This is a genomic window from Thalassospira tepidiphila MCCC 1A03514 (assembly GCF_001662875.1).
Lineage (GTDB): Bacteria > Pseudomonadota > Alphaproteobacteria > Rhodospirillales > Thalassospiraceae > Thalassospira > Thalassospira tepidiphila.
Window position 1 is genome coordinate 380,113 of record NZ_JPVZ01000001.1, and the last position, 23,510, is coordinate 403,622.

General features: G+C 55.0%; 17 protein-coding genes and 1 tRNA gene. 11 read left to right on the forward strand and 7 right to left on the reverse strand.

The window, feature by feature from the left end:
- Nucleotides 1–37 precede the first annotated feature (37 nt).
- From TH4_RS01675 to TH4_RS01705, 7 genes are read left to right on the forward strand one after another with little or no spacing between them, the layout of a single operon-like run.
- Entirely contained in the window at nt 38–3,778 is a 3,741-nt protein-coding gene (locus TH4_RS01675; protein ID WP_064779673.1) for a nitrate reductase subunit alpha, read from the forward strand.
- Nucleotides 3,775–5,298, forward strand: coding sequence for a nitrate reductase subunit beta (gene narH, locus TH4_RS01680; RefSeq protein ID WP_064779674.1), 1,524 nt, complete (start codon nt 3,775–3,777; stop codon nt 5,296–5,298). Before TH4_RS01675 ends, narH begins: the two co-directional genes overlap by 4 nt.
- A complete protein-coding gene (narJ, locus tag TH4_RS01685) occupies nt 5,298–6,002 on the forward strand; it encodes a nitrate reductase molybdenum cofactor assembly chaperone (protein ID WP_064779675.1) in 705 nt (234 codons plus the stop codon). The genes narH and narJ overlap by 1 nt, the downstream gene beginning before the upstream one ends.
- Nucleotides 6,003–6,013: 11 nt before the next feature.
- Nucleotides 6,014–6,709, forward strand: a complete 696-nt coding sequence (gene narI / locus TH4_RS01690; RefSeq protein ID WP_064779676.1) for a respiratory nitrate reductase subunit gamma — start codon at nt 6,014–6,016, stop codon at nt 6,707–6,709.
- A gap of 57 nt (nt 6,710–6,766) precedes the next feature.
- On the forward strand, nt 6,767–7,585 hold the full coding sequence (locus tag TH4_RS01695) for a peptidylprolyl isomerase (RefSeq protein ID WP_064779677.1): 819 nt from the start codon (nt 6,767–6,769) through the stop codon (nt 7,583–7,585).
- A 46-nt stretch (nt 7,586–7,631) separates the two neighbouring features.
- Nucleotides 7,632–8,255, forward strand: a complete 624-nt coding sequence (locus tag TH4_RS01700; RefSeq protein WP_064779678.1) for a carbonic anhydrase — start codon at nt 7,632–7,634, stop codon at nt 8,253–8,255.
- A 45-nt stretch (nt 8,256–8,300) separates the two neighbouring features.
- Entirely contained in the window at nt 8,301–8,819 is a 519-nt protein-coding gene (locus TH4_RS01705; protein ID WP_064779679.1) for a DUF2478 domain-containing protein, read from the forward strand.
- Between the two features lie 90 nt (nt 8,820–8,909).
- Here TH4_RS01705 and TH4_RS01710 read toward each other — a convergent pair.
- The 4 genes from TH4_RS01710 to TH4_RS01725 all read right to left on the reverse strand — a co-directional run bounded on the left by TH4_RS01710 (nt 8,910) and on the right by TH4_RS01725 (nt 13,796).
- A tRNA-Ile gene (locus tag TH4_RS01710) sits at nt 8,910–8,986 on the reverse strand.
- A 106-nt stretch (nt 8,987–9,092) separates the two neighbouring features.
- Nucleotides 9,093–11,174 (reverse strand): RNA polymerase sigma factor RpoD, encoded by a 2,082-nt coding sequence (rpoD, locus tag TH4_RS01715; protein ID WP_064779680.1) that lies wholly within the window; start codon nt 11,172–11,174, stop codon nt 9,093–9,095.
- 116 nt (nt 11,175–11,290) lie between these two features.
- On the reverse strand, nt 11,291–13,180 hold the full coding sequence (gene dnaG / locus TH4_RS01720) for a DNA primase (protein ID WP_064779681.1): 1,890 nt from the start codon (nt 13,178–13,180) through the stop codon (nt 11,291–11,293).
- Nucleotides 13,181–13,340: 160 nt separating this feature from the next.
- Nucleotides 13,341–13,796, reverse strand: coding sequence for a GatB/YqeY domain-containing protein (locus TH4_RS01725; protein WP_008889523.1), 456 nt, complete (start codon nt 13,794–13,796; stop codon nt 13,341–13,343).
- 367 nt (nt 13,797–14,163) lie between these two features.
- Here TH4_RS01725 and carA point away from each other — a divergent pair, with 367 nt between their 5' ends.
- From carA to greA, 3 genes are all read left to right on the forward strand, one after another.
- Nucleotides 14,164–15,330 carry a glutamine-hydrolyzing carbamoyl-phosphate synthase small subunit gene (gene carA, locus TH4_RS01730; protein WP_064779682.1) on the forward strand — a complete coding sequence of 389 codons (1,167 nt, stop codon included), beginning with the start codon at nt 14,164–14,166 and terminating at the stop codon, nt 15,328–15,330.
- 96 nt (nt 15,331–15,426) lie between these two features.
- Nucleotides 15,427–18,669, forward strand: a complete 3,243-nt coding sequence (carB, locus tag TH4_RS01735) for a carbamoyl-phosphate synthase large subunit (protein WP_063088743.1) — start codon at nt 15,427–15,429, stop codon at nt 18,667–18,669.
- A gap of 103 nt (nt 18,670–18,772) precedes the next feature.
- Nucleotides 18,773–19,246: a transcription elongation factor GreA gene (gene greA, locus TH4_RS01740; protein ID WP_008889520.1), complete on the forward strand. Its 474-nt coding sequence runs from the start codon at nt 18,773–18,775 to the stop codon at nt 19,244–19,246.
- 136 nt (nt 19,247–19,382) lie between these two features.
- On the opposite strand, the gene TH4_RS01745 is transcribed toward greA, so the two are convergent.
- From TH4_RS01745 to TH4_RS01755, 3 genes are all read right to left on the reverse strand, one after another.
- Entirely contained in the window at nt 19,383–20,846 is a 1,464-nt protein-coding gene (locus TH4_RS01745; protein ID WP_064779683.1) for a methyl-accepting chemotaxis protein, read from the reverse strand.
- Between the two features lie 17 nt (nt 20,847–20,863).
- A complete protein-coding gene (locus TH4_RS01750) occupies nt 20,864–21,202 on the reverse strand; it encodes a hypothetical protein (RefSeq protein WP_064779684.1) in 339 nt (112 codons plus the stop codon).
- A 406-nt stretch (nt 21,203–21,608) separates the two neighbouring features.
- Entirely contained in the window at nt 21,609–22,094 is a 486-nt protein-coding gene (locus TH4_RS01755; RefSeq protein WP_008889517.1) for an Lrp/AsnC family transcriptional regulator, read from the reverse strand.
- 345 nt (nt 22,095–22,439) lie between these two features.
- Here TH4_RS01755 and trxB point away from each other — a divergent pair, with 345 nt between their 5' ends.
- Nucleotides 22,440–23,390, forward strand: a complete 951-nt coding sequence (gene trxB / locus TH4_RS01760; protein WP_008889516.1) for a thioredoxin-disulfide reductase — start codon at nt 22,440–22,442, stop codon at nt 23,388–23,390.
- The last annotated feature ends 120 nt before the right edge of the window (nt 23,391–23,510 follow it).

A 23,510-nucleotide genomic window follows, 5' to 3' on the forward strand; every position in this document is an offset into this window, starting at 1 on the left:
GGTTTGGGCAGGGCCCGCAGCCTTCAGGAGAAACGCCATGAGTCACCTGTTAGACAGACTGAACTTCTTCCAGAATAAGGAATTGGAGAGGTTCTCAAACGACCACGGTCAGGTCACCCGGGAAAATCGCGACTGGGAAGATACCTATCGTAACCGCTGGCGCCACGACAAAATCGTTCGTTCGACACACGGTGTGAACTGTACCGGTTCTTGCAGTTGGAAAATCTATGTGAAATCCGGGATCGTCACCTGGGAAACCCAGCAGACCGATTACCCGCGCACCCGTGCCGGACTGCCAAACCATGAACCGCGCGGCTGTGCACGTGGGGCAAGCTATAGCTGGTATCTCTATTCTGCCAACCGCGTCAAAAACCCGCTGATCCGTGGCAAGCTTTTGAAGCTTTGGCGCCGGATGCGTTCCACAATGAACCCGATCGAGGCATGGACAGCCATTCAAAACGATCCCGTTCTTCGGGAAAGTTATGTTGCAAGTCGCGGCAAAGGCGGGTTTGTTCGTGCGACCTGGGATGAGGCAACCGAACTGGTTGCGGCTGCAAACGCCTTTACGGCGAAAACATATGGTCCTGACCGTGTGTTTGGTTTCTCGCCCATTCCGGCGATGTCGATGATCAGTTATGCAGCGGGTTCACGCTATCTCAGCCTTCTTGGCGGTGTGTGCATGTCATTCTATGACTGGTATTGCGATTTGCCACCGGCATCGCCGATGACCTGGGGCGAACAGACCGACGTTCCGGAATCCGCAGACTGGTACAATGCCGGATATCTCATTCTTTGGGGATCGAACGTACCGCAAACCAGAACACCGGATGCGCATTTCTATACCGAGGCCCGGTATCGCGGAACCAAATCAGCGGTTATTTGCCCGGATTATTCCGAAGCCGCAAAGTTCGGCGATGTCTGGCTCAATGTTAAACAGGGTACGGATGCCGCATTGGCATTGGCGTTTGGCCATGTGATCCTGCGGGAATTCCATCTCGACCGTCAGACCGAATATTTCGAAGAGTATTGCCGCAAATATTCGGACTTCCCGATGCTGGTAAAACTCGATGAAAAGAATGGCTCGCTTATTCCGGGCCGGTTCCTGCGTGCCTCTGACCTGAGTGACAAACTGGGTGAGGACAACAATCCCGACTGGAAAACCGTTGCGATTGACGACAACTCCGGCAGCCTTGTTGCTCCGAACGGGTCGATTGGCTATCGCTGGGGGGAAGCTGGTGAATGGAACCTGGAAGAAAGAGCCGCCGGTGCAGATACCAATCTCAAGACGTCGCTGATTCTTGAAGAAGATCATGATGAGATTGTCGGTGTCGACTTCCCGTATTTCGGCGGCGACACCTCGGAGCATTTCGCAACCGATGCCCAGCATCCCAATGTCCTGAACCGCAACATTCCGGTCAAACGCATCAAGACCGCCGATGGCGAGGTCTTGGTCGCGACCGTATTTGACCTGTTCTGTGCAAACTATGGCCTTGATCGCGGGCTGGGTGGTGACTGGGTCACCAGTGACTATGCCGACGGCATGCCTGGAACCCCGGCATGGGCGGAGAAGATTACGGGTGTTCCCGCCGACAAGATCATTCATGTCGCCCGGGAATTTGCCGGAAATGCCGAAAAGACCAAAGGCAAATCAATGGTCATTATCGGCGCTGCTATGAACCACTGGTACCACATGGACATGAACTACCGTGGTGTCATCAACATGCTGGTCATGTGCGGCTGTGTTGGCCAATCGGGTGGCGGTTGGGCCCATTATGTCGGGCAGGAAAAACTCCGTCCGCAAACTGGCTGGCAACCACTGGCGTTCGCTCTTGATTGGGGACGCCCGCCTCGGCACATGAATTCGACCAGTGCCTGGTATGCCCATACCGATCAGTGGCGTTATGAGACGCTGACGGCCAAAGAAATCCTGTCTCCGACCGCCCCGGATGGCGACTGGGACGTCTCAATGATCGACTACAATATCCGTGCCGAACGGATGGGCTGGTTGCCATCAGCCCCACAGCTCAAGACCAATCCACTGGATGTAGCAAAGGCCGCCAAAGAAGCCGGCAAGGAAATTCCGGCATATGTCGCCGAAAAATTGACATCTGGCGAACTGGAAATGTCCTGTGAAGATCCGGATGATCCAAAGAACTGGCCACGCAACCTGTTTGTCTGGCGTTCCAACTTGTTGGGGTCTTCGGGCAAGGGCCACGAATATTTCCTCAAACACCTTCTTGGCACCGATCATGGTGTCATGGGCAAGGATTTGGGCGAAGAAGGCCATCAATTGTCCAAGGAAGCCAAATGGCATGAAGAAGGCCCGCGTGGAAAACTTGATCTTCTGGTCTGCATTGATTTCCGGATGAGCACCACCGCAGTCTATTCCGATGTCGTTCTGCCAACTGCAAGCTGGTATGAAAAGAACGATCTGAATACGTCAGACATGCACCCGTTCATCCACCCGCTTCAGGCGGCCGTCAACCCGGCCTATGAAAGCAAATCTGATTGGGAAATCTTCAAGGCTATTGCCAAGAAATTCCAGGAAATCGTTCCGGGATATCTTGGCAAGGAAACCGACATTGTCGCCCTGCCAATCCTTCATGACACCCCGGGCGAACTCGCCCAGGATCAGGTCAGAGACTGGAAGAAGGGTGAATGCGAACTTATTCCCGGCAAGACTGCGCCAAACTATATCGCCGTCGAGCGCGATTACACCGCAATCCATGATCGCTTTACCGCACTTGGCCCGTTGCTTGACAAGCTCGGCAATGGCGGCAAGGGGATCAACTGGAAGACCGAGGTCGAGGTTCAGCATCTTCGTGATTTGAACGGCGTGTGGCAGGAAGGATCTGCCAAAGGCTGTGCGAAGATCGATACCGATATCGATGCCACCGAAGTGGTTCTGATGCTGGCACCGGAAACCAATGGTGAGGTTGCGGTCAAGGCCTGGGATGCACTTGGCAAGATCACAGGACGGGAACACACCCATCTTGCCCTTCCCAAGGAAGATGAAAAAATCCGCTTCCGCGACATTGCCGCCCAACCGCGCAAGATCATTTCTTCGCCGACCTGGTCGGGCCTTGAGTCCGAGCATGTCTGTTACAACGCGGGCTATACCAACGTTCACGAGCTGATCCCGTGGCGGACCCTTACCGGACGTCAGCAACTTTATCAGGATCACCTGTGGATGCGGGCCTTTGGCGAAGGCTTTGTCTCCTATCGTCCACCGGTTGACCTCAAAACCATTACCACGGAAATCAACGACGAAGCCCGCGACGGTATGCCCCATGTGGTGCTGAACTTCATCACACCGCACCAGAAATGGGGCATCCATTCGACCTATAGCGACAACCTGTTGATGCTGACGCTTAACCGTGGTGGTCCGGTGATCTGGATCAGCGAAAACGATGCAAAACGCGCCGGGATCGTCGATAATGACTGGGTGGAACTGTACAACACCAACGGTGCCCTGACCGCCCGCGCAGTCGTTTCCCAGCGCATCAAGGATGGTACGACCTTCATGTACCATGCGCAGGAAAAGATCGTGAATACGCCCGGCTCCGAAAAGACCGGCAAACGCGGCGGCATTCATAACTCTGTCACCCGCACGACACTTAAACCCACACACATGATTGGGGGCTATGCCCAGCAATCATACGGTTTCAACTACTACGGAACCGTGGGTGCCAACCGTGATGAGTTCGTCATTGTCCGCAAAATGCAGAAGGTCGACTGGCTCGACGAAGAAGCAAACGACAAGGAGGTCGGGAAATGAGAGTCCGCGCACAAATCGGCATGGTGCTGAACCTCGACAAATGCATTGGATGCCATACCTGTTCGGTAACCTGCAAAAACGTCTGGACCAGCCGTGATGGTGTTGAATACGCCTGGTTCAACAACGTCGAAACCAAACCTGGCACCGGCTATCCGACCGACTGGGAAAACCAGAACCGCTGGAATGGCGGTTGGGAACGCACGAAGTCTGGCAAGCTGCAGCCCAAACAGGGATCGAAATGGCGGATCCTGGCAAACATCTTTGCCAACCCGGATCTACCGGAAATCGACGACTATTACGAACCGTTCGATTTCGATTACGATCACCTGAAATCTGCCCCGGAAGTGAAAGCCTTTCCAACGGCCCGTCCGCGTTCGCGCATTTCTGGCGAACGGATGGAAAAAATCGAAAAAGGCCCGAACTGGGAAGAAATTCTTGGCGGTGAGTTTTCGAAACGCTCGGAAGACTACAACTTCGAAGGCATCCAGAAAGACATTTACGGCGAATACGAAAATACATTCATGATGTATTTGCCGCGTCTGTGTGAACACTGCCTCAACCCGGCATGTGCTGCAAGTTGCCCGTCTGGGGCGATTTATAAGCGTGAAGAAGACGGCATTGTCCTGATCGATCAGGAAAAATGCCGGGGATGGCGCATGTGCGTATCGGGCTGCCCGTACAAGAAGGTTTATTACAACTGGTCAACGGGCAAATCGGAAAAATGTACGCTGTGCTATCCGCGCATTGAATCAGGCAATCCGACGGTCTGTTCGGAAACCTGTGTCGGGCGTATCCGCTATATCGGTGTCATGCTTTATGATGCCGACAAGATCGAAGCAGCGGCCAATGCCGAAGAAACCACCGATCTTTATGATGCCCAGCTTGGTGTGTTCCTTGATCCCAAAGATCCGGAAGTTATCGCGGCGGCCCGTGCCGACGGCATTCCGGAAGACTGGATCAAGGCAGCCCAGGACAGCCCGATCTGGAAAATGGCGATGGAGTGGAAAGTTGCCTTCCCGCTGCATCCGGAATACCGCACCCTTCCGATGGTTTGGTATATCCCGCCACTTTCCCCGATCCAGAATGCTGCCGAAGCCGGCGCAATCGGCATGGATGGGGCAATGCCCGATGTCCGCAACCTTCGCATTCCTTTGAAATACCTTGCCAATATGCTGACAGCAGGGGACGAGGAGCCAGTGGCACATGCTCTCGAACGGATGTTGGCCATGCGGGCCTATATGCGGTCGAAAACCGTCGATGGTGTCATTGATGAGTCGGTCGCCAAGCGCGTCGGTCTTGATGGTGCAACCATCGAGGACATGTACAAAATCATGGCGCTTGCCGATTACGAAGACCGGTTTGTCATCCCGACCACCCATCGCGAACAGGTCGAGGAAGCCTATGACCTGCGTGGCGGCGAAGGGTTCACAAACTGCAACGGTTGTTCTTCGGGCATCAGTCAGGGGTCCCTGTTTGGTGGCAGCAAGAAGCCTCTGAAAATGCCAGAGGAGGTACGCTGATGGACCGCACACTCAAATCGTTCTCGCTTCTGCTGAGCTATCCGACAACAGAACTGCAAGAAGCCATGCCTGAAATCGGTGGTGTTCTGGCATCGGACACCCGCCTGACAGCGGCGGCGCGTCGCGATCTGCGACCGTTGGTCGAGGCCATGTCAAACGATGACATCTACGATCTTCAGGAACGTTTCGTCATGCTGTTTGATCGTTCGCGCAGCCTGTCACTTAACCTGTTCGAGCATGTTCACGGCGAAAGCCGCGACCGTGGTGGTGCCATGGTCAGCCTGCTTGAAACATATCGGGCTGGCGGCTTTGAACCGGCAACAACGGAGCTTCCAGACCATCTTCCTGTGCTGCTGGAATTCCTGTCAACCCGGCCGCGTGCAGAGGTGCAGGACACATTGGCTGACGCAGCACACATCTTTGAGGCAATCCGCGCCCGTCTCGAAAATCGCGAAAGCCCCTATCAGGCGGTGTTTTCCGCCTTGCAGCAACTGGCCAATGTCACGGCTGACGCCAATGCCGTTGCCGAACTCCTTGAACAACCCGAAGACGACCCCAATGACCTCGAGGCCCTCGACGAAGTCTGGGAGGAAAGCGAGGTCACGTTCGGACCGGACCCGAATGCCGGTTGCCCGCAGGTGCGTGACATTCTGTCGCGTATTGATCAACCCGCTGGACCGGTACCGCCGGCAGCAGCAGAGTAAAGGAGGCCCAAATGCATAACTTCCTTTTCGGGATCTATCCCTATATCGCGCTATCGGTCCTGATTATCGGCTCTATCGCCCGATATGAACGTGATCCCTTCACCTGGAAAACATCATCAAGTCAGCTTCTGCGTCGCCGGCAATTGATGCTGGGCTCCGTTCTGTTCCATGTTGGTGTGCTGGTCATTTTCTTTGGCCATCTGGTCGGACTTTTGACGCCAATCTGGATTTTTGATGCCCTTGGGATCACTCATGGTGCCAAACAGACGCTGGCAGTTGTGGCCGGTGGCATTGCCGGTGTCATGGCCCTGATTGGTGGCCTGATGCTGTTCCATCGCCGGATCACCGATCCGCGTATCCGCAAAACGTCAAGCTTTGCCGATATAGGCATTCTGGCCCTGTTGCTGGCACAGCTTGTTCTGGGGATCGGCACCATCTTTGTGTCGCTTGAACATCTCGACGGGTACGAAATGACCAAGTTCATGGCTTGGGCACAAGGAATTTTCACCTTCCAGTCTGATGCTGCCAGCCACATTACCAATGTGGCCTGGATCTTCAAACTGCATCTGGTTCTGGGCCTGACGATTTTCCTGGTGTTCCCGTTCACGCGCCTCGTGCACATGCTGTCAGTTCCAGTGCGGTATTTCTTGCGTCCGGGGTATCAGATTGTCCGGTCACGCCGCACCAGACCTTTGTCACATCGATAATGGACAGTCGGCGCATTCTTGCGCCGACGACCTCCTGAAAACAAAGGACAAAGCGCTATGAATACGCAAATGTTTCCCGATCTCGTCATCAATGGCGAAACCATTCCGCAAACAGCGGTTGCTGCGGAATTGCAAAACCACACGGCGTCAAAGGACAATTTTGCCGACGCTTTGCGGAATGCGGCAAATGCACTGGTCATCCGTACCCTGTTGCTTCAGGAAGCGCGCAAAAACGGTATTGAAGCAGTCCCGCAGGAAGTCTCTCCAAACCGGTTTGAAACCGGGGAAGAGGCCATGATCCGCGCATTGCTTGAAGCAGAGATCGATATCATTCCCCCAAGCGAAGAAGCCATTCGTGCCGAATGGCAAAAGGATCCTGAACGGTTTCGCTCGATGCCGTTGTGGGAAGTGTCCCACATTCTCTGCAAATGCGATCCGAATGACGCCGTGGAGAGAGAACTGGCCCTCAGACGGGCAAACGATATCCTCAGCGACCTTCGCAAAGACGGCAAGACGTTCGAAAAGATTGCACGCACGCAAAGCGACTGTGGATCGCGTTCAGCAGGCGGATCGCTTGGTCAGTTGCGCCCCGGCGACACGGTTCCGGAATTTGAAGCCGCTCTTCGCCAGCTTTCTGAGGGCGAAATCGCGCCCGAGCCTGTACTGAGCAGATATGGCTATCACGTCCTCCGGCTAGATGCACTGGCAGAGGGACATCCACTGCCGTTCGAGACCGTGAAACCAAAAATCTCAGAAGCGATGGAAAAAGCCCAGTGGGCCCGCAAGGCAAAGGCGTTTGTCGACGGCCTTATCGCGTCCTCCTCCATCACCGGAGCCGACCTTGGACGCGGGACCAACAATACGAAACCAAATTAAGCGCGCGGTTTTACCGCATATAACCCACAAAAGGTGTGAGGTTTCCATGCTTGAAAACCTTTTGGAACGAAACAGGCTCTGGTCACGATCTCGGCAAGACGAAGAGCCCGGATACTTTTCCAGACTGGCAAGTCATCAGGCGCCAGAGTTTTTCTGGATCGGATGTTCAGACAGCCGGGTACCGGCCAACGTAGTTGCCGGGCTTGATCCCGGGGAAGTCTTTGTTCACCGCAACGTTGCAAACGTGGTGCATTCATCAGACCTGAACCTTCTGTCTGCGCTGGAGTTTGCCGTCGAAACCCTGAAAATCCGCGAGATTATTGTTTGCGGTCACTACGGGTGTGGCGGAGTGAAAGCTGCGACCGAGGACCTTCCCCATGGCTTGGCAGATCACTGGCTTGAACCGATCCGTCGTCAGGCCCGCTATCACGCCCGTGCACTTGACCAGCACAGTGACATCGAGGTTCGGCGTGACAGGCTCGCAGAGCTCAATGTGATCGAGGGTGTCAGCCGGGTGGCCGAAACGCCGATCATGCGACGTGCCTGGCGCGCTGGCGCAGAAATCAAAATTCACGGCCTGATTTATAGCCTGAAAGACGGCCTTTTACGTGACCTTGGATGCACGATCCGTCGCTCGGATCTTCCCAATTCCGAGGAACGGGCTTCCTGACTCAGGTGAGCTATTCCCCGACGAAACGAAACAAGGAATACCAAGATGAAAATCGCATACACGATGGCAGCGGGTAGAGGTGACACAGACCTGCTTTTGTCGCGCGTTGCCCGGCGCCTCTCGGACACGGGCTTGCGCGTTTGCGGAACAGTCCAGATCAACTCCGAACGGGAAATGGACGATCCGTGCGATATGGATGTCAAAGTACTGCCGGATGGTCCGGTTATTCGCATTTCTCAGGCACTGGGAAAACATTCACGCGGCTGCCGCCTCGATACAAGTGCACTGGAAGATGCCGTTGGCTTCGTCACCCAGGAGCTTCAAAAAGGTGCCGATGTTCTCGTTATCAACAAATTCGGCAAGCACGAGGCCGAAGGGCGCGGTTTTCGGGATGTCATTGCCGATGCTTTGGTAAAAGACATCACGGTATTGGTCGGCCTGAACCAACTAAACCTCGAAGCATTCAAGGAATTTGCCGGAGGTCTGGAAATCGCCTTGCCTCCAAAAGAAAACGATCTTTTTGATTGGCTTGAGGAGAATTGTGCGTTGTCCCTGCCAGCCTAGCACGCGCATTAACCCGAACTATGACAATTAAATAGCTGCACCGACGCATATATGCGTCGGGCTCAGGCCGCATAAATTTTTCAGAAAAAATGGTAGGCCCGGAGGGACTTGAACCCCCAACCAGACCGTTATGAGCGGTCGGCTCTAACCAATTGAGCTACGGGCCCCCAAGACAAAAGTCCGGGTAAAGAAAAGACCGCACCGGTGGTCCGGTGCGGTCCCGAAAACTAGCGATTTTCCGGCCAAGGTCAAGCCCGAACGTCGCGTAATCTCTTAATAATCGAGGAACGAACGCAGTTTGCGCGAGCGCGACGGATGCTTGAGCTTGCGCAGCGCTTTTGCTTCGATCTGACGGATACGTTCGCGGGTCACGGAGAACTGCTGACCAACCTCTTCGAGGGTGTGGTCGGTGTTCATGCCGATCCCGAAACGCATACGCAGAACACGTTCTTCACGCGGGGTGAGCGATGCCAGAACGCGCGTGGTGGTTTCACGCAGGTTGGCCTGGATCGCAGCATCAAGCGGCTGAACGGCGTTCTTGTCTTCGATGAAATCGCCAAGATGGCTGTCTTCCTCGTCCCCGATCGGGGTTTCGAGCGAGATCGGCTCCTTGGCGATTTTCAGAACCTTGCGGACCTTTTCAAGCGGCATCTGCAGTTTTTCTGCCAGCTCTTCCGGGGTCGGTTCACGGCCGATTTCATGCAACATCTGGCGCGAGGTCCGCACCAGCTTGTTGATGGTCTCTATCATGTGAACCGGAATACGGATGGTGCGCGCCTGATCGGCGATCGAACGCGTGATCGCCTGACGGATCCACCAGGTCGCATAGGTCGAGAACTTGTAGCCACGGCGGTATTCGAATTTGTCCACCGCCTTCATCAGGCCAATATTACCTTCCTGAATCAGGTCAAGGAACTGAAGACCACGGTTGGTGTATTTCTTGGCGATCGAGATCACGAGACGCAGGTTGGCCTCGATCATTTCCTTTTTCGCACGACCGGCTTCGCGTTCGCCCTTGTTGACCACGCCGTAAACGCGGCGGAATTCGCCAACCGGCAAACCGACCTCGGCCGAAACACCACCAATGCCTTCGCGCAGGTTGGCGATTTCTTCGGAATAGCGTTCAACAAAGGTTTTCCAGCCCTTGCCCGGCAAACCACCAACACGTTCCATCCAGTTCGGGTCAAGTTCATGGCCCTGATACTGTTTGATGAAGTCGGGGCGTTTGATCTTGCAACGATCCGCAAAGCGCAGAAGTTTGCCTTCAAGGCCGAGCAGACGGTTGTTCAAACCGGTCAGGTGATCGAGAAGTTCCTCAATGCGGAAGTTGTTCAGGTGAACATCTTCCATCAGGTCAACCATCTCGTTCTTGAGCTTGTTGTAGCGCTTTTCAGTTGCGGCCGGAACGGCCTCACCCTTGTTCATTGCCACCAGACGCTGTTCCTGCGCCTTGTGCAATTTCTCATAGGTCTTGGCGATCAGTTCGAACTTCTCGAGAACCTGCTCGGTCAGTTCCTCTTCCATTTTGGAAAGCGAAACGTTGACCTGCTCGTTCTCGTCATCGTCGTCATCATCATCGCCTTCGCCAGTGGCCTCACCCTCTTCGTCGTCGGACTTTTCAGACTCGTCGTCCTCTTCGTCCTCGTCTTCCTCGGCCTCATCGGTGAGGCCGGCCGGGGTTTCGGTCTCGGCTTCTTCGTCATCGTCGTCATTGGCCGACTCGAAGCTTTCGACATCTGCCTCTGCATCGACGTCGGTATCTTCTTCGTCTTCACCTTCGGCCGCGGCAATTTCCGCTTCCGGGCCACCGCCATAGGTGGTTTCAAGGTCAATGACGTCACGCAGCAAAAGTTCGCCAGCCTGAAGCTGGTCATGCCAGTTCACAATCGCACGAATGGTCAGCGGGCTTTCGCAAATCCCGCCAATCATCATGTCGCGACCGGCTTCGATACGTTTGGCAATGGCGATTTCGCCTTCGCGCGACAGCAGTTCAACACTGCCCATTTCGCGCAGATACATGCGCACCGGATCATCGGTCCGGCCAACATCATCTTCGGAGATGTTGCCACGCGGATCAGCATCGGAATCGTCGTTGTCGTCATTGTCGTCGGCTTCATCGCCATCGATGACATTGATGCCCATCTCGTTGAGATTGCTCATCACGTCTTCGATCTGCTCCGAGGAGAAATGCTCGGATGGCAGGGCCGCGTTCAACTCATCGACCGAGATGTGGCCCTTCTCCTTGCCCTTGGCAATGAGCTTTTTTATGGCCGACTTATATGTATCGAGAAGAGGTCCGTCTGCGTTTTCAGAAGAGTTCTTTTTCTCTTCAGCGTTCGAAGTCTTAGACGACATCTATTCCCCGTTTCCCGCTGGGTACGTTCGTACCGTTGTTGTCCCAAGCGCCGTGTCTTTCAGCGCAAATCACAAATAGCCCGATCGCTGATCCAGACCACACACGTGATCAATGATCAGTCGTCGAGCTTAAACACTTTCTCCCGGCGTCGGGCCAGATCCTCTCGTCTGTGAGAAAATCTTTCCCATTCCTCCTCGCTGGTATCTGCTGCCAACTGTCGGACGGCGTATTTTGCCTCTTCGTCCTCCAGGGAGCTTACAGCCATGGAAAAAACCTGTTTCCAACCCGTCAGGGCCCGTTCGAGCGGCGTTTCGGGCTTGGCGAAAGCGGCGTGCGCAATAACGTCGGCACTAACCACCCGCAAAACTGTCTCTGACAGCCCGTCGCGCTCCAATTGGGCCTTGATCGTTTCGCAATCAAGTCCAGGATCATCGTCAAGCAGCTTTAAGACGGCCCGACGAAGATTGTCAAGCGCGGAGTCTGCACAACTATAGATTCCCAGCTGTTCACCAATCTCATCGTGCAAGGCAGGATGGTTGATCAATGTCAGCAAAAGAATGGAGTCTTGCAGGTCACGCTTCTTTTGCATGGGCGGTCGCGACATGCCCGGAACCGCTTTACCGGCCGGACCCCAGAAATGGTCATTTTTTCCGCGTTTGCCACCCCATCCGGATTTTTTATTTTGGAAATTGCCCGAAATTCCCGACCGGTTTGCGGGCTTTCCGCCCCGATCACCCTTGAACAGCTTCCAGATACGATCGCGGAAAAACGAATTGTATTGCGACCGCACCGCTTCATCGGCAATCACGGAAATACGTTGATTTATCGTCGCCTCAAGGGCTGCACGACGTTCCGGGGTGTCAATCTTGTGTGTGCCCGCATCCATGCGCCAGACAAGTTCGGCCAACGGCACGGCATGTTCGATAATCTTGCGAAAACTGTTAAAGCCGTCCGGGGCTGCCATCAGGCTATCAGGGTCTTCGCCCTCGGGCAGGATCGAAAACAGCAATGACTTGCCCGGGCGCAAAATCGGCAGCGCGCGTTCTGCGGCACGCACTGCTGCGCGCTTACCGGCGACATCGCCATCCAGACACAGGATCGGCTCGTTGGTCATTTTCCAGAGTTCGCCAATCTGTTCTTCGGTCACCGCGGTGCCAAGTGGCGCCACCGCCCCGCGAAAGCCCGCACGATGAAGGGCAATCACATCCATATAGCCTTCGGTAACAATAATCGGCGCATCCTGTTGCGATGCTTCACGGGCCTGCGGCAAGCCATAAAGCAACCGCCCCTTGTGAAACAGCGGCGTATCCGGGCTGTTAAGGTATTTCGGCTTGCCATCGCCCATGACGCGCCCGCCAAAGGCCACCACCCGTCCACGGCGATCCAGGATCGGGAACATGACCCGCCCTCTGAAGCGGTCATAGCTTTGCCGGTTGCCATCTTCGGGCTCGATCAGAAGCCCGGCCTCGACCATCAGTTTTTCGTCAATATCTTCACGCTTGAGCGCTGCCTTCAGCGCGCCGCGACTATCCGGGGCATAACCCAGCCGGAAGTCGGATATCGTTTTGTCATCGAGCCCGCGCTGATGGAAGTAATCAAGCCCTTCCTTGCCTTCGGGCATGCGCAACATGCGTTCGAAAAACGCACAGGCGGCTTCCATGACCTCGTAAAGGGTTTTGGCCTTCTGTTCGCGTTCCTGGGCTTCGCGGGACTGTTTGGGGACTTCCATGCCGACCTGATTGGCCAGCACCTCGACCGCCTCGATAAAGGTCAGGCCACGAGTATTCATCACAAAGCTGATGACATCGCCATGCGCGCCACAACCAAAGCAGTGATAGAAACCCTTTTGCTCGTTGACCGTAAAGGACGGGGATTTTTCAGAATGGAACGGGCACAGCCCGGAATATTCCCGGCCGCGTTTGATCAGCTTCACCGATGTACCGACGACATCCGCCAGTCCCACCCGCGCCCGCAGGTCGTCTAGAAACGACTGGGGAAAGCTCATGTGTGCCCCGTTCCCGTAATGTCACAGCTTTGTGCTGCAACTCTGTTGATTGGTCTCTGCCCCGGTCGACCTGATTGATGTGATTATTGTCCGGTCCCGGGACGACGAAAGCCGGACGATTTTACACGCCCGGCTTTCAAATTACAGTGTGCTGTTGCGATTAACCCAACAGTTTTTTGGCAACACCGCCAGCTTTACCGAAATCCATCGTGCCGCTGTATTTTTCACGAAGGGCTGCCATGGTGCGGCCCATATCCTTAAGACAGGTCGCACCGATTTCCGAAACAGTGCCACGCACGGCGTCTTCGATTTCTTCATCGGACAGCTGGGCCGGCAGGAACTTTTCGATGACCTCGATCTCGGAGGCTTCCTGTTCGGCCAGTTCCGGGCGATTGCCCTTGGTGTACATTTCAATGCTTTCGCGGCGCTGTTTTACCATCGCCTGAAGCAGATTGATGATTTCATCATCTGAAATGCCATCGGTGTTGCCGTCGCTCCGTGCGGCGATATCGCGTTCTTTCAGTGCCGCCAGAATAAGGCGCACGGTGGTTACGGAGCAGGCATCCTTGGCAAGGACGGCCTTTTTCAAAGCGTCGTTAAGCTGCGATCGCAGCATGGCTCATCTCTGATTCTGTGGAAGAAAGGAGCGAACATACCGCAAAACGGCATTTGACGCAAAGAAAACGTTAACGCATAAGTTATTGATTTTGTTTGAAAAATAAAAGTTAAGATGCGTCCTTGACATGCCATGGCGACTCCCGTAGACATCCGCCAATTTGCCTGCCGGGATCACGCTTTGCCCCGCTTTCCGCAACCCTTGCTGACGCTTTTGCGCTGTCGGCATACCTTGCTGGAAACCACTTGGCACGTCTGCATGGCCGGTATGCAGGTTAACAGCAGCCGTTTTTGTCGGCCTGCGCAGAATTATTATATATAAAAAGAATCCGTGTTTCACCGTGGAAAGATCGAAAGGACATTTGCCAATGTCAGCGCCCACGCACACCCCGCCCCCTGGTGCTTCTGCCGTTCTGGTTCTCGCAGATGGTTCAGTTTTTTGGGGACGCGGCGTCGGGGCCCGAGGAGAGGTCGTTGGTGAAGTCTGCTTCAACACGTCGATCACGGGCTATCAGGAAATCATGACCGATCCTTCCTATGCGGGTCAGATGATCACCTTTACCTTCCCCCATATCGGCAATGTCGGCACCAACGACGAAGATATCGAAAACGCCAAACCGGTCGCCCTTGGCTGCATCCTGCGCCAGGACATTACCGAGCCGTCAAACTACCGCGCCCAGAAACATTTCAACGACTGGCTGGCTGAACATGGCCGGATCGGGATCGCCGGTGTGGATACCCGCCGCCTGACCAAACGCATCCGGACCGAAGGAGCGCCGAACGGTGTGATCTGCCATAGCGAAGATGGCAGTTTTGATATCGAAGCCCTGATCGCCAAGGCCAATGACTGGCCGGGCCTTGAAGGCATGGACCTTGCCAAGGACAACAGCTGCACCACCGGTTACGACTGGGACGAAGCGCTTTGGACCCGCGAAGGCGGATACGGCAAGGTTGGCAATGCCAAGCACCATGTCGTTGCCATTGATTACGGCGTAAAGCGCAACATCCTGCGCAACCTGGCAAGCCTTGATTGCAAGGTCTCGGTTGTTCCGGCCACCACCTCGGCCGATGAAATCCTTGCGATGAACCCGGATGGGATCTTCCTGTCCAACGGTCCGGGCGATCCGGCCGCCACCGGTGAATATGCGGTTCCGACCATCAAAGCCCTGATCGAAAGCGGCAAGCCGGTATTCGGGATTTGCCTTGGTCATCAGATGATGGCGCTCGCCCTTGGTGCGAAAACCATGAAGATGGATGTCGGCCATCGTGGTGCGAACCATCCGGTCAAGGACACGACCACGGGTGTTGTTGAAATCACTTCGCAGAACCATGGCTTTGTCGTCGACAAGGACAGCCTGCCTGAAAACGTCGAAGCAACACACTTCTCGCTGTTTGATGGATCCCTTGCGGGTCTGCGCCTGAAAGACAAGCCGGTCTTCGCTGTTCAGTACCACCCCGAAGCATCGCCGGGGCCGCATGACAGCCACTACCTGTTCAAACGTTTCGTTGGTCTGATCGAGGACGCCAAAGCCTGATCCCCTGATCAGGACACGCCCGAGATTACGCGATTAACGGACTTAAACGAGGCGGTGCAGCCATAGCGCCTGCCCTTGCGAAAAGCGGAAAACGACATGCCGAAACGTACAGATATCAAATCAATCCTCATCATCGGTGCCGGCCCGATTGTTATTGGTCAGGCTTGCGAGTTTGACTATTCCGGTGCCCAGGCCTGTAAGGCCCTCAAGGAAGAAGGCTACCGCGTCATTCTGGTCAACTCGAACCCGGCGACCATCATGACCGACCCGAACCTGGCCGATGCGACCTATATCGAGCCGATCAAACCGGCCATGGTTGCCAAGATCATCGAAAAGGAACGCCCGGACGCGATCCTGCCGACCATGGGTGGTCAGACGGCGCTGAACACCGCACTTGCGCTGTTTAACGACGGCACGCTTGAAAAATACGGTGTCGAGATGATCGGTGCGAAAAAGCACGTCATCGAAAAGGCCGAAGACCGCCAGCTGTTCCGCGAAGCCATGGACAAGATCGGCCTTGAAAGCGCGCGCTCGGCCATGGTTCGCACCTTCGAAGATGCGGTCAAGGCACTTGAAGTCACCGGCCTTCCGGCAATCATCCGCCCAAGCTTCACCCTTGGCGGTGAAGGCGGCGGCATTGCCTATAACCGTGAAGAGTTCGAACAGATCGTGCGCAATGGTCTGGCGATTTCGCCGACCCACGAAGTGCTGATCGAAGAATCCATTCTCGGCTGGAAAGAGTATGAAATGGAAGTCGTCCGCGACAATGCGGATAACTGCATCATCATCTGCTCGATCGAAAACGTCGATCCGATGGGCATCCATACCGGCGACTCAATCACTGTCGCCCCGGCGCTCACCCTGACCGATAAAGAATACCAGATCATGCGCGACGCCTCGCTGGCGGTTCTGCGCGAGATTGGTGTTGATACCGGCGGCTCGAACGTTCAGTTCGCGGTCAACCCGGATGACGGTCGCCTGATCGTGATTGAAATGAACCCGCGTGTGTCGCGTTCTTCCGCTCTGGCATCCAAGGCAACCGGCTTCCCGATTGCCAAGATCGCAGCCAAGCTTGCGGTTGGGTATACTCTGGATGAACTTGATAACGATATCACCGGCGTCACCCCGGCCTCGTTCGAGCCAACCATCGACTATGTCGTCACCAAGATCCCGCGCTTCACCTTTGAAAAGTTCCCGGGTGCCAAACCGCTTCTGGGCACTGCCATGAAGTCGGTCGGCGAAGCGATGTCCATCGGTGGCTGCTTTGCCGAAAGCCTGCAGAAAGGTCTGCGGTCGATGGAGACCGGGCTTACCGGCCTGAACGAAGTCAAAATCGAAGGTGCGCCGGACAAGGCCGCAATTCGTGCCAAGCTGACCCAGCCGATCCCGTTCCGTATCCTCTACGCGGCCCAGGCTTTCCGTCACGGCCTGACGCTTAAGGAAATTCAGGGTGCGACCAAGTTTGACCCCTGGTACCTCAAGCAGATCGAAATGCTGGTGGCCGAGGAAGAAAAAGTTCGTGCCAACGGCATTCCGACCGACAAGCAGGAATTGCTGCGCCTCAAAAAGCTCGGCTTCTCGGACGCTCGTCTTGCCGAACTGGCTGGCAAGGACGAAGACGCCGTTCGTGCGGATCGTCACGCCCTTGGCCTGCGCCCGGTTTACAAGCGCATTGATACCTGTGCGGCCGAATTCCCGTCACGCACCTCGTACATGTATTCCATGTATGAAGGCGATGGTTTCGTTGAGCCGGAAAACGAGGCAGAAGTCACGGATCGCAAGAAAGTCATCATTCTTGGTGGTGGCCCGAACCGTATCGGTCAGGGTATCGAATTTGATTACTGCTGTGTGCACGCGGCCTATGCGCTGCGCGAAGCAGGCATCGAAGCGATCATGGTCAACTGCAACCCGGAAACGGTTTCAACCGACTATGACACGTCAGACCGTCTGTATTTCGAACCGCTGACCGCCGAAGACGTGATCGAGCTTTGCCAGCTTGAACAAAGCAACGGCGAACTGCTGGGCGTGATTGTTCAGTATGGTGGCCAGACCCCGCTGAAACTGTCAGCGGCCCTTGAAAAGGCAGGCGTTCCGATCCTCGGCACCAGCCCGGACAGCATCGATCTGGCCGAAGACCGCGACCGGTTCCAGGCCCTGATCAACAAGCTTGGCCTGCGTCAGCCGGCAAACGGTATTGCGCGTTCCGTCGACGAAGCCGTCAAAATCGCCGAAGGCATCGGATATCCGATCGTCATCCGCCCAAGCTACGTTCTGGGTGGCCGTGCGATGGAAATCGTTCACACCACCGAAGACCTTCTGCGCTACATGCACGAAGCGGTTCAGGTATCTGGCAAAAGCCCGGTTCTGATCGACAGCTTCCTGCAAGACGCGATCGAGATTGATGCTGACGCGGTATCTGATGGCGAGAACGTCTTTGTTGCGGGCATCATGCAACATATCGAAGAAGCCGGTATCCATTCCGGGGATTCGGCCTGCTCCCTGCCGCCCTACTCGCTTGATGAAACGATGATCGAACGCCTTAAGGAACAGACTGTTCAGCTTGCCAAGGCGCTTGATGTTATTGGCCTGATGAACGTTCAGTTCGCGATCAAGGATGACATCATCTATCTGATCGAAGTAAACCCACGTGCTTCCCGTACGGTGCCGTTCGTTGCCAAGGCAACCGGCAACCCGATTGCCAAGATCGGTGCGCGCATCATGGCCGGCGAAAAGCTCGGCGACTTTGAAATTGATCACGGTCCGTTCAAGCATATCGCGGTCAAGGAAGCCGTGCTTCCGTTCAACCGCTTCCCGGGCGTTGATACCTTGCTTGGCCCGGAAATGCGTTCGACCGGTGAAGTCATGGGTCTGGACACCGATTTCGGTCGTGCCTTTGCCAAGGCACAGATGGCAGCAGGCCATACGCTTCCGCTTGAAGGCAAGATCTTCATCTCGGTCAAAAACTATGACAAACCGGCTGCTGTTCAACTGGCGCGCGACGCCATTGCGCTTGGCTTTGGCATCGTTGCGACCCATGGCACAGCAGAAGCTCTTGAAAAAGAAGGGCTAGACGTCACCCCGGTCAATAAGGTACAGGAAGGACGTCCCCATATCGTGGACATGATGAAGAACGGCGATATCAAGCTGGTGTTCAACACCACCGAAAGCAAGCAGGCCGTGGTCGACAGTTTCTCGATCCGCCGTACTGCGCTTACCGATGACATCCCGTACTACACCACTGTCGCCGGTGCCCGCGCTACCCTGCGCGCCATCGACAACCTGAAACGCGGCGCACTTGAAGTCCGTCCCGTTCAGGAATATCTTGGGGACAAGTACTAAGGTTCTTAATCTGAACCTGACGGAAGAATTCAGACCGCCCGGCGGGATGCCGGGCGGTTGATTTTGTAGTATCGACCGCTAATAAGAATAGGCTGTGAGCGCGATGGAAAAAGTACCAATGACCCCCCAGGGGCATCAGCGTCTCGAAGAAGAACTGAAGCATCGCAAGTCCGTCGAACGCCTTGAAATCATCAAGGCCATCGCGGATGCCCGCGAGCATGGCGATCTTTCGGAAAATGCCGAATACCATGCCGCACGCGAACGCCAAAGTTTCTGCGAAGGTCGTATTGCCGAGCTCGAAGACGTGCTCAGCCGCTCCGAAGTTATCGACATCAAATCCCTTGCGGGTGATGTCGTGAAATTCGGCGCCAAGGTTCAGCTCGTTGACGAAGACACCGACGAGGAAACCACCTATCAGGTGGTTGGCCCGATCGAAGCCGACATCAACGCTGGTCGTATCTCGACCACGTCGCCAATCGGCCGTGCGCTGATTGGCAAGTCGGTCGGTGACTCTGTCGAAGTCACCGTGCCCGGCGGCACCAAAAGCTATGAAATTCTCAAGGTCGATTTTTCCTGACCGGGAAACAACTGATGCGTATCAGGGCCCGGGCATTCCCGGGCCTTTTTCATTTCAGAATTTCATCTGAGACACAGACAAAGAAAAAGCCGGGCAAATGCCCGGCTTTTTCGCAGGTTGGGACGCGTATTGCGATTTATCCCGATTTCGCCAACTGATCGAGAACCTCTTCAACATTTTGGTTCAGATCGGATGCTTCCGAACCAAGATGATCCGCACTGCCCAGAAGCTCTGTCGCGGTTTCCCCGGTCTGATCGGAAATTTCGGAAAGCTGATGGATCAGGTCCGAAAGGTCGCGGGTTGCGTCAACCGTGACATTCAGGCTTTGCGCAATCTCGCGCGTTGCGCCCTGCTGTTGTTCCATCGTTGCTGAAATCGTGGTTGTGACTTCAACCAAATCGCCAATGGTTTCCGAAACCCCGTTTACGGCCGAAACGGAATCCCCCGTCGCCGCCTGAATTTCAGAAATCTGCTGGGCAATCTCGTCGGTCGCACGCGCTGTCTGGTTGGCAAGGTTCTTGACCTCGTTGGCCACAACCGCAAAGCCTTTGCCCGCTTCACCGGCACGCGCCGCCTCAATCGTGGCATTGAGTGCCAGCAGGTTGGTCTGGGACGCAATATCGGTAATCAGGTTGACGACTTCACCAATTTTCTCGGCCGCCTTGGACAACCATTCGATCCGCTCGCTTGCGGTTGAGGAACGCGCAACCGCATTGTCGGTGATTTCACGGGCGCGCACGATCTGACGCGAAATCTCGTCGGCGGACGCGTTGATTTCTTCAACGGCTGAGGCCGCTGATTGAACATTCTGCGAGGTTTCCTCGGACGCATGAACCGCACCGAGTGATGCTTCACGGCCCTTACGCGCCCGATCATCTAGGCGCTGCGCACGCTTCTGCAATTGAACCGATTCCGCATCCACTGCACCGGCAGATTTCCCAATCATCCTGGTGATCTGATCTGCCAATTCGCGCTTGAAGTTATCACGTTCAATGTTGCGCTGTTTACGAAGCTGTTCGTTCTGGGCCAGCAAATCCTGTGCAGATTTGGCGGCCTCTTCGGCTTCGCTCCGCGCAATATCGGCATGCGCCAACGTCGAATAAAGGCTTTTGCACGACCAGACCAGAACCCCGGCCTCAACAATCACCACTACCGCATGCAAAACCACACGGAAGAAATCGGCGCCTTCCGGAAAGACCCAATAGGGCACAACAAAGTTCAGGATCAGGTGGTGCAGGGCTATCACGCCGGTTGCAACAACAATCGTTTTCCAGCACACCAGCGCGCCAAGCACAGCAAGTGCTGCAAAGAAATACATATGAATGTCGATCTGCCATTCATGTCCGCGGAAGGCATAGACCAGTACCGCGACCTGCAAAATCATCGCAGAAGAAACAATAAAGCGCGAAATCTGGGCCTGCGGCCCGGCAGCACGGCAAACGACGAAGGCAACAGCCGCAAAGATCGCACTGGCAATCAATGGCGAAACCGCGTCACTGCTGGCGAAATATCCGGCGACCGCACTTAGCGGAATATGAATTGCCAGAATGACGAACAAGGCCTTGATCGCATTGGCGCGAATTTCTACTAACTTTTCCATAGGTTCAAACCCGATTATCAAAAGGCATTTTTGTTGGCGTCAGCATCAAAACAGACCGACGCAATCAAGGGAGAAAGGGTAAACAAAGCGCCGAAATCGTCGGCTTCTGGCACCACACCATCGTCATGCACGACAACAGCCATATGCCCAAAACCACCGAACCTCGTAACGCGACCGCCAGAAGCAACCACCCGTTCAAGGATCTCTGCCTCGGTCATGTCAAACGGGAACACCATCCCAACCCCCTGAAGCGCTTCAGAAGGGCGATAGGACAGAATGACAAGCAGCACCACACCCGCAAAGGCAAACAGCCCCGTTGGCACAATCCCGCGCCAGCCATCTTCTTCCGAAGACAATCTTGGCGTCACTTCCGTATGTTTTTGAAATAATTCCAATTACTATCCCAAAATATAAAACTGACCTCGAATGGATAGGCACCCTTTATGTATGCACTATACCGGCAAGCAACAAGGACACGCGGCGAGATGTTTCTGCGCCCTGGGCACAGTGTTCTTTGAAATCGACGAAGACGGCCGTCTATCTGGGATTATTTACGCAAATCATCTGATGCGGATCATGTTAACTGCCAAATAGATGGCGTCTTTGATCAGGCGCAATGGCACATAACAATATGTATAGGTCGAATAGGATTGATTAGATTGCTCGCACGATAAAATGGCGCAAAACAAATAAACCGGCGCTTCTGGGCGCCGGTTTCTGCGGGGTTCGTCAGGAATGTCAGATGTCGTAAAAACTGACTAATCAGTCTTCGACCTCAATATCGATCGGCACTCCGGGCATGTTTTTCGCAGTGCGAATCGAAAGTGCCGACTTAACGTGATTGACGTTCTCGGCAACTGTCAGTTCGGTGGTCAGGAATTTCTGATATTCATCCCAGCTGTGCGAGACGATTTTCAGAAGAAAGTCCATTTCACCCGCCACCATGTGGCATTCGCGGACTTCCGGCCAAGCGGCCGCGCGGGCTTCAAATGCACGCAGATCATGTTCTGCCTGGCTGGCAAGCCCGACCATTGCAAACACAGTCACGTTGTAGCCCAGCGCCTGTGCATCCACATCGGCATGATAGCCCTGAATGAAACCGGTTTCCTCGAGTGCGCGCACACGACGCAAACAGGGGGGCGCTGAAATACCTGCACGGCGTGCAAGTTCCACATTGGTCATGCGGCCATCTTCCTGCAGATCGCGCAAAATTCTGCGGTCGATCTTGTCGAGTTTGACCCGTTGCATTTATTCCTCGATTCTGTGCGCGAAACTTACCCCGATTGAAACAATATTACAGCGAGGCAAGTTGCTGGCAATAATATAATCCGCATCAGAATGCAATCTTGTGCTTGGATGCCGTAACTGAAAACGCTGAAAAATCTGCTTTTTGGCGCAAATTTCCGCCATCCTGCACGACCATTCCGATACCCGTCGATGCCACAATGAAACTACCTGTTTCAAACGTAAAATTTCACCATTCAAAAAACGCGAAACAAGCTGCTCAAACTTTGCGTGAAGCGGTTGCGTCTTGCCCGGACTGCCCATATGTTCGATCTCTGTTTTTACTCATCTCGGACGTATACAAAGAACATGGCCCAGGAACATCAGACCAAAGTCCTCATCATTGGCTCCGGCCCTGCCGGGTACACCGCAGCGATTTATGCCGCGCGCGCGAACCTTGAACCTATGATGGTGATGGGTCTTCAGCCGGGTGGCCAGTTGACGATCACCACTGATGTCGAAAACTATCCTGGCTTCGCTGATGTCATTCAGGGTCCGTGGCTGATGGACCAGATGAAGGCCCAGGCCGAGCATGTCGGCACCAAAATGGTGCATGACCTGATCACCGAAGTCGATTTCTCCAAACGTCCGTTCGTCTGCAAGGGCGACTCCGGTGATACGTACATCGCAGACACGGTCATCATCTCGACCGGCGCGCAGGCGCGCTGGCTTGGCCTTCCGGGCGAAGAGAAGTTCAATGGCCGTGGCGTTTCGGCCTGCGCGACCTGTGATGGTTTCTTCTATCGCAACAAGCCGGTCACGGTTGTCGGTGGCGGTAACACCGCGGTTGAAGAAGCCCTTTATCTTGCCGGTATCTGCTCCAAGGTCACCCTGATCCATCGCCGCGATGAACTGCGTGCGGAAAAAATGCTCCAGGACCGTTTGCTGAAGCATGAAAAGATCGAGGTTGTCTGGGACAGCGTTGTCGAAGACATTCTTGGCGGTGATGGTCCGATGGACGGCGTCGAGGGTGTACGCGTCCGCAACGTCAAAACCGATGCGCTACTTGATATCCCGGCCGACGGTTTCTTTGTTGCCATCGGCCATGATCCGGCAACGGCTGTGTTCAAAGGCCAAGTCAACATGGATGACGAGAACTATATCCTCGTCAAGCCGGGCAGCACGGTGACCAATATCGAAGGCGTCTTTGCCGCAGGCGACGTTACCGACAAGGTCTATCGTCAGGCGGTGACTGCGGCTGGTATGGGCTGCATGGCCGCCCTTGAGGCAGAAAAGTTCATCGCAGAGCAAGAAGCCTGATCTTCTGGCGCAAATGAGCCTAAAGACCAAAGGGGACGCATCTGGCGTCCCCTTTTTTAATCGTTTCAAACGGCCGCGATCCGGCCAATTGACTGACATTGCGTCGAAAACCGCACCACG

Excerpts from the sequence above, each read along its gene's own strand:
- TH4_RS01675 (WP_064779673.1), top strand. The coding sequence starts at position 38 with ATGAGTCACCTGTTAGACAGACTGAACTTCTTCCAGAATAAGGAATTG.
- narH (WP_064779674.1), top strand. The coding sequence starts at position 3,775 with ATGAGAGTCCGCGCACAAATCGGCATGGTGCTGAACCTCGACAAATGC.
- narJ (WP_064779675.1), top strand. The coding sequence starts at position 5,298 with ATGGACCGCACACTCAAATCGTTCTCGCTTCTGCTGAGCTATCCGACA.
- narI (WP_064779676.1), top strand. The coding sequence starts at position 6,014 with ATGCATAACTTCCTTTTCGGGATCTATCCCTATATCGCGCTATCGGTC.
- TH4_RS01695 (WP_064779677.1), top strand. The coding sequence starts at position 6,767 with ATGAATACGCAAATGTTTCCCGATCTCGTCATCAATGGCGAAACCATT.
- TH4_RS01700 (WP_064779678.1), top strand. The coding sequence starts at position 7,632 with ATGCTTGAAAACCTTTTGGAACGAAACAGGCTCTGGTCACGATCTCGG.
- TH4_RS01705 (WP_064779679.1), top strand. The coding sequence starts at position 8,301 with ATGAAAATCGCATACACGATGGCAGCGGGTAGAGGTGACACAGACCTG.
- rpoD (WP_064779680.1), bottom strand. The coding sequence starts at position 11,174 with ATGTCGTCTAAGACTTCGAACGCTGAAGAGAAAAAGAACTCTTCTGAA.
- dnaG (WP_064779681.1), bottom strand. The coding sequence starts at position 13,180 with ATGAGCTTTCCCCAGTCGTTTCTAGACGACCTGCGGGCGCGGGTGGGA.
- TH4_RS01725 (WP_008889523.1), bottom strand. The coding sequence starts at position 13,796 with ATGCTGCGATCGCAGCTTAACGACGCTTTGAAAAAGGCCGTCCTTGCC.
- carA (WP_064779682.1), top strand. The coding sequence starts at position 14,164 with ATGTCAGCGCCCACGCACACCCCGCCCCCTGGTGCTTCTGCCGTTCTG.
- carB (WP_063088743.1), top strand. The coding sequence starts at position 15,427 with ATGCCGAAACGTACAGATATCAAATCAATCCTCATCATCGGTGCCGGC.
- greA (WP_008889520.1), top strand. The coding sequence starts at position 18,773 with ATGGAAAAAGTACCAATGACCCCCCAGGGGCATCAGCGTCTCGAAGAA.
- TH4_RS01745 (WP_064779683.1), bottom strand. The coding sequence starts at position 20,846 with ATGGAAAAGTTAGTAGAAATTCGCGCCAATGCGATCAAGGCCTTGTTC.
- TH4_RS01755 (WP_008889517.1), bottom strand. The coding sequence starts at position 22,094 with ATGCAACGGGTCAAACTCGACAAGATCGACCGCAGAATTTTGCGCGAT.
- trxB (WP_008889516.1), top strand. The coding sequence starts at position 22,440 with ATGGCCCAGGAACATCAGACCAAAGTCCTCATCATTGGCTCCGGCCCT.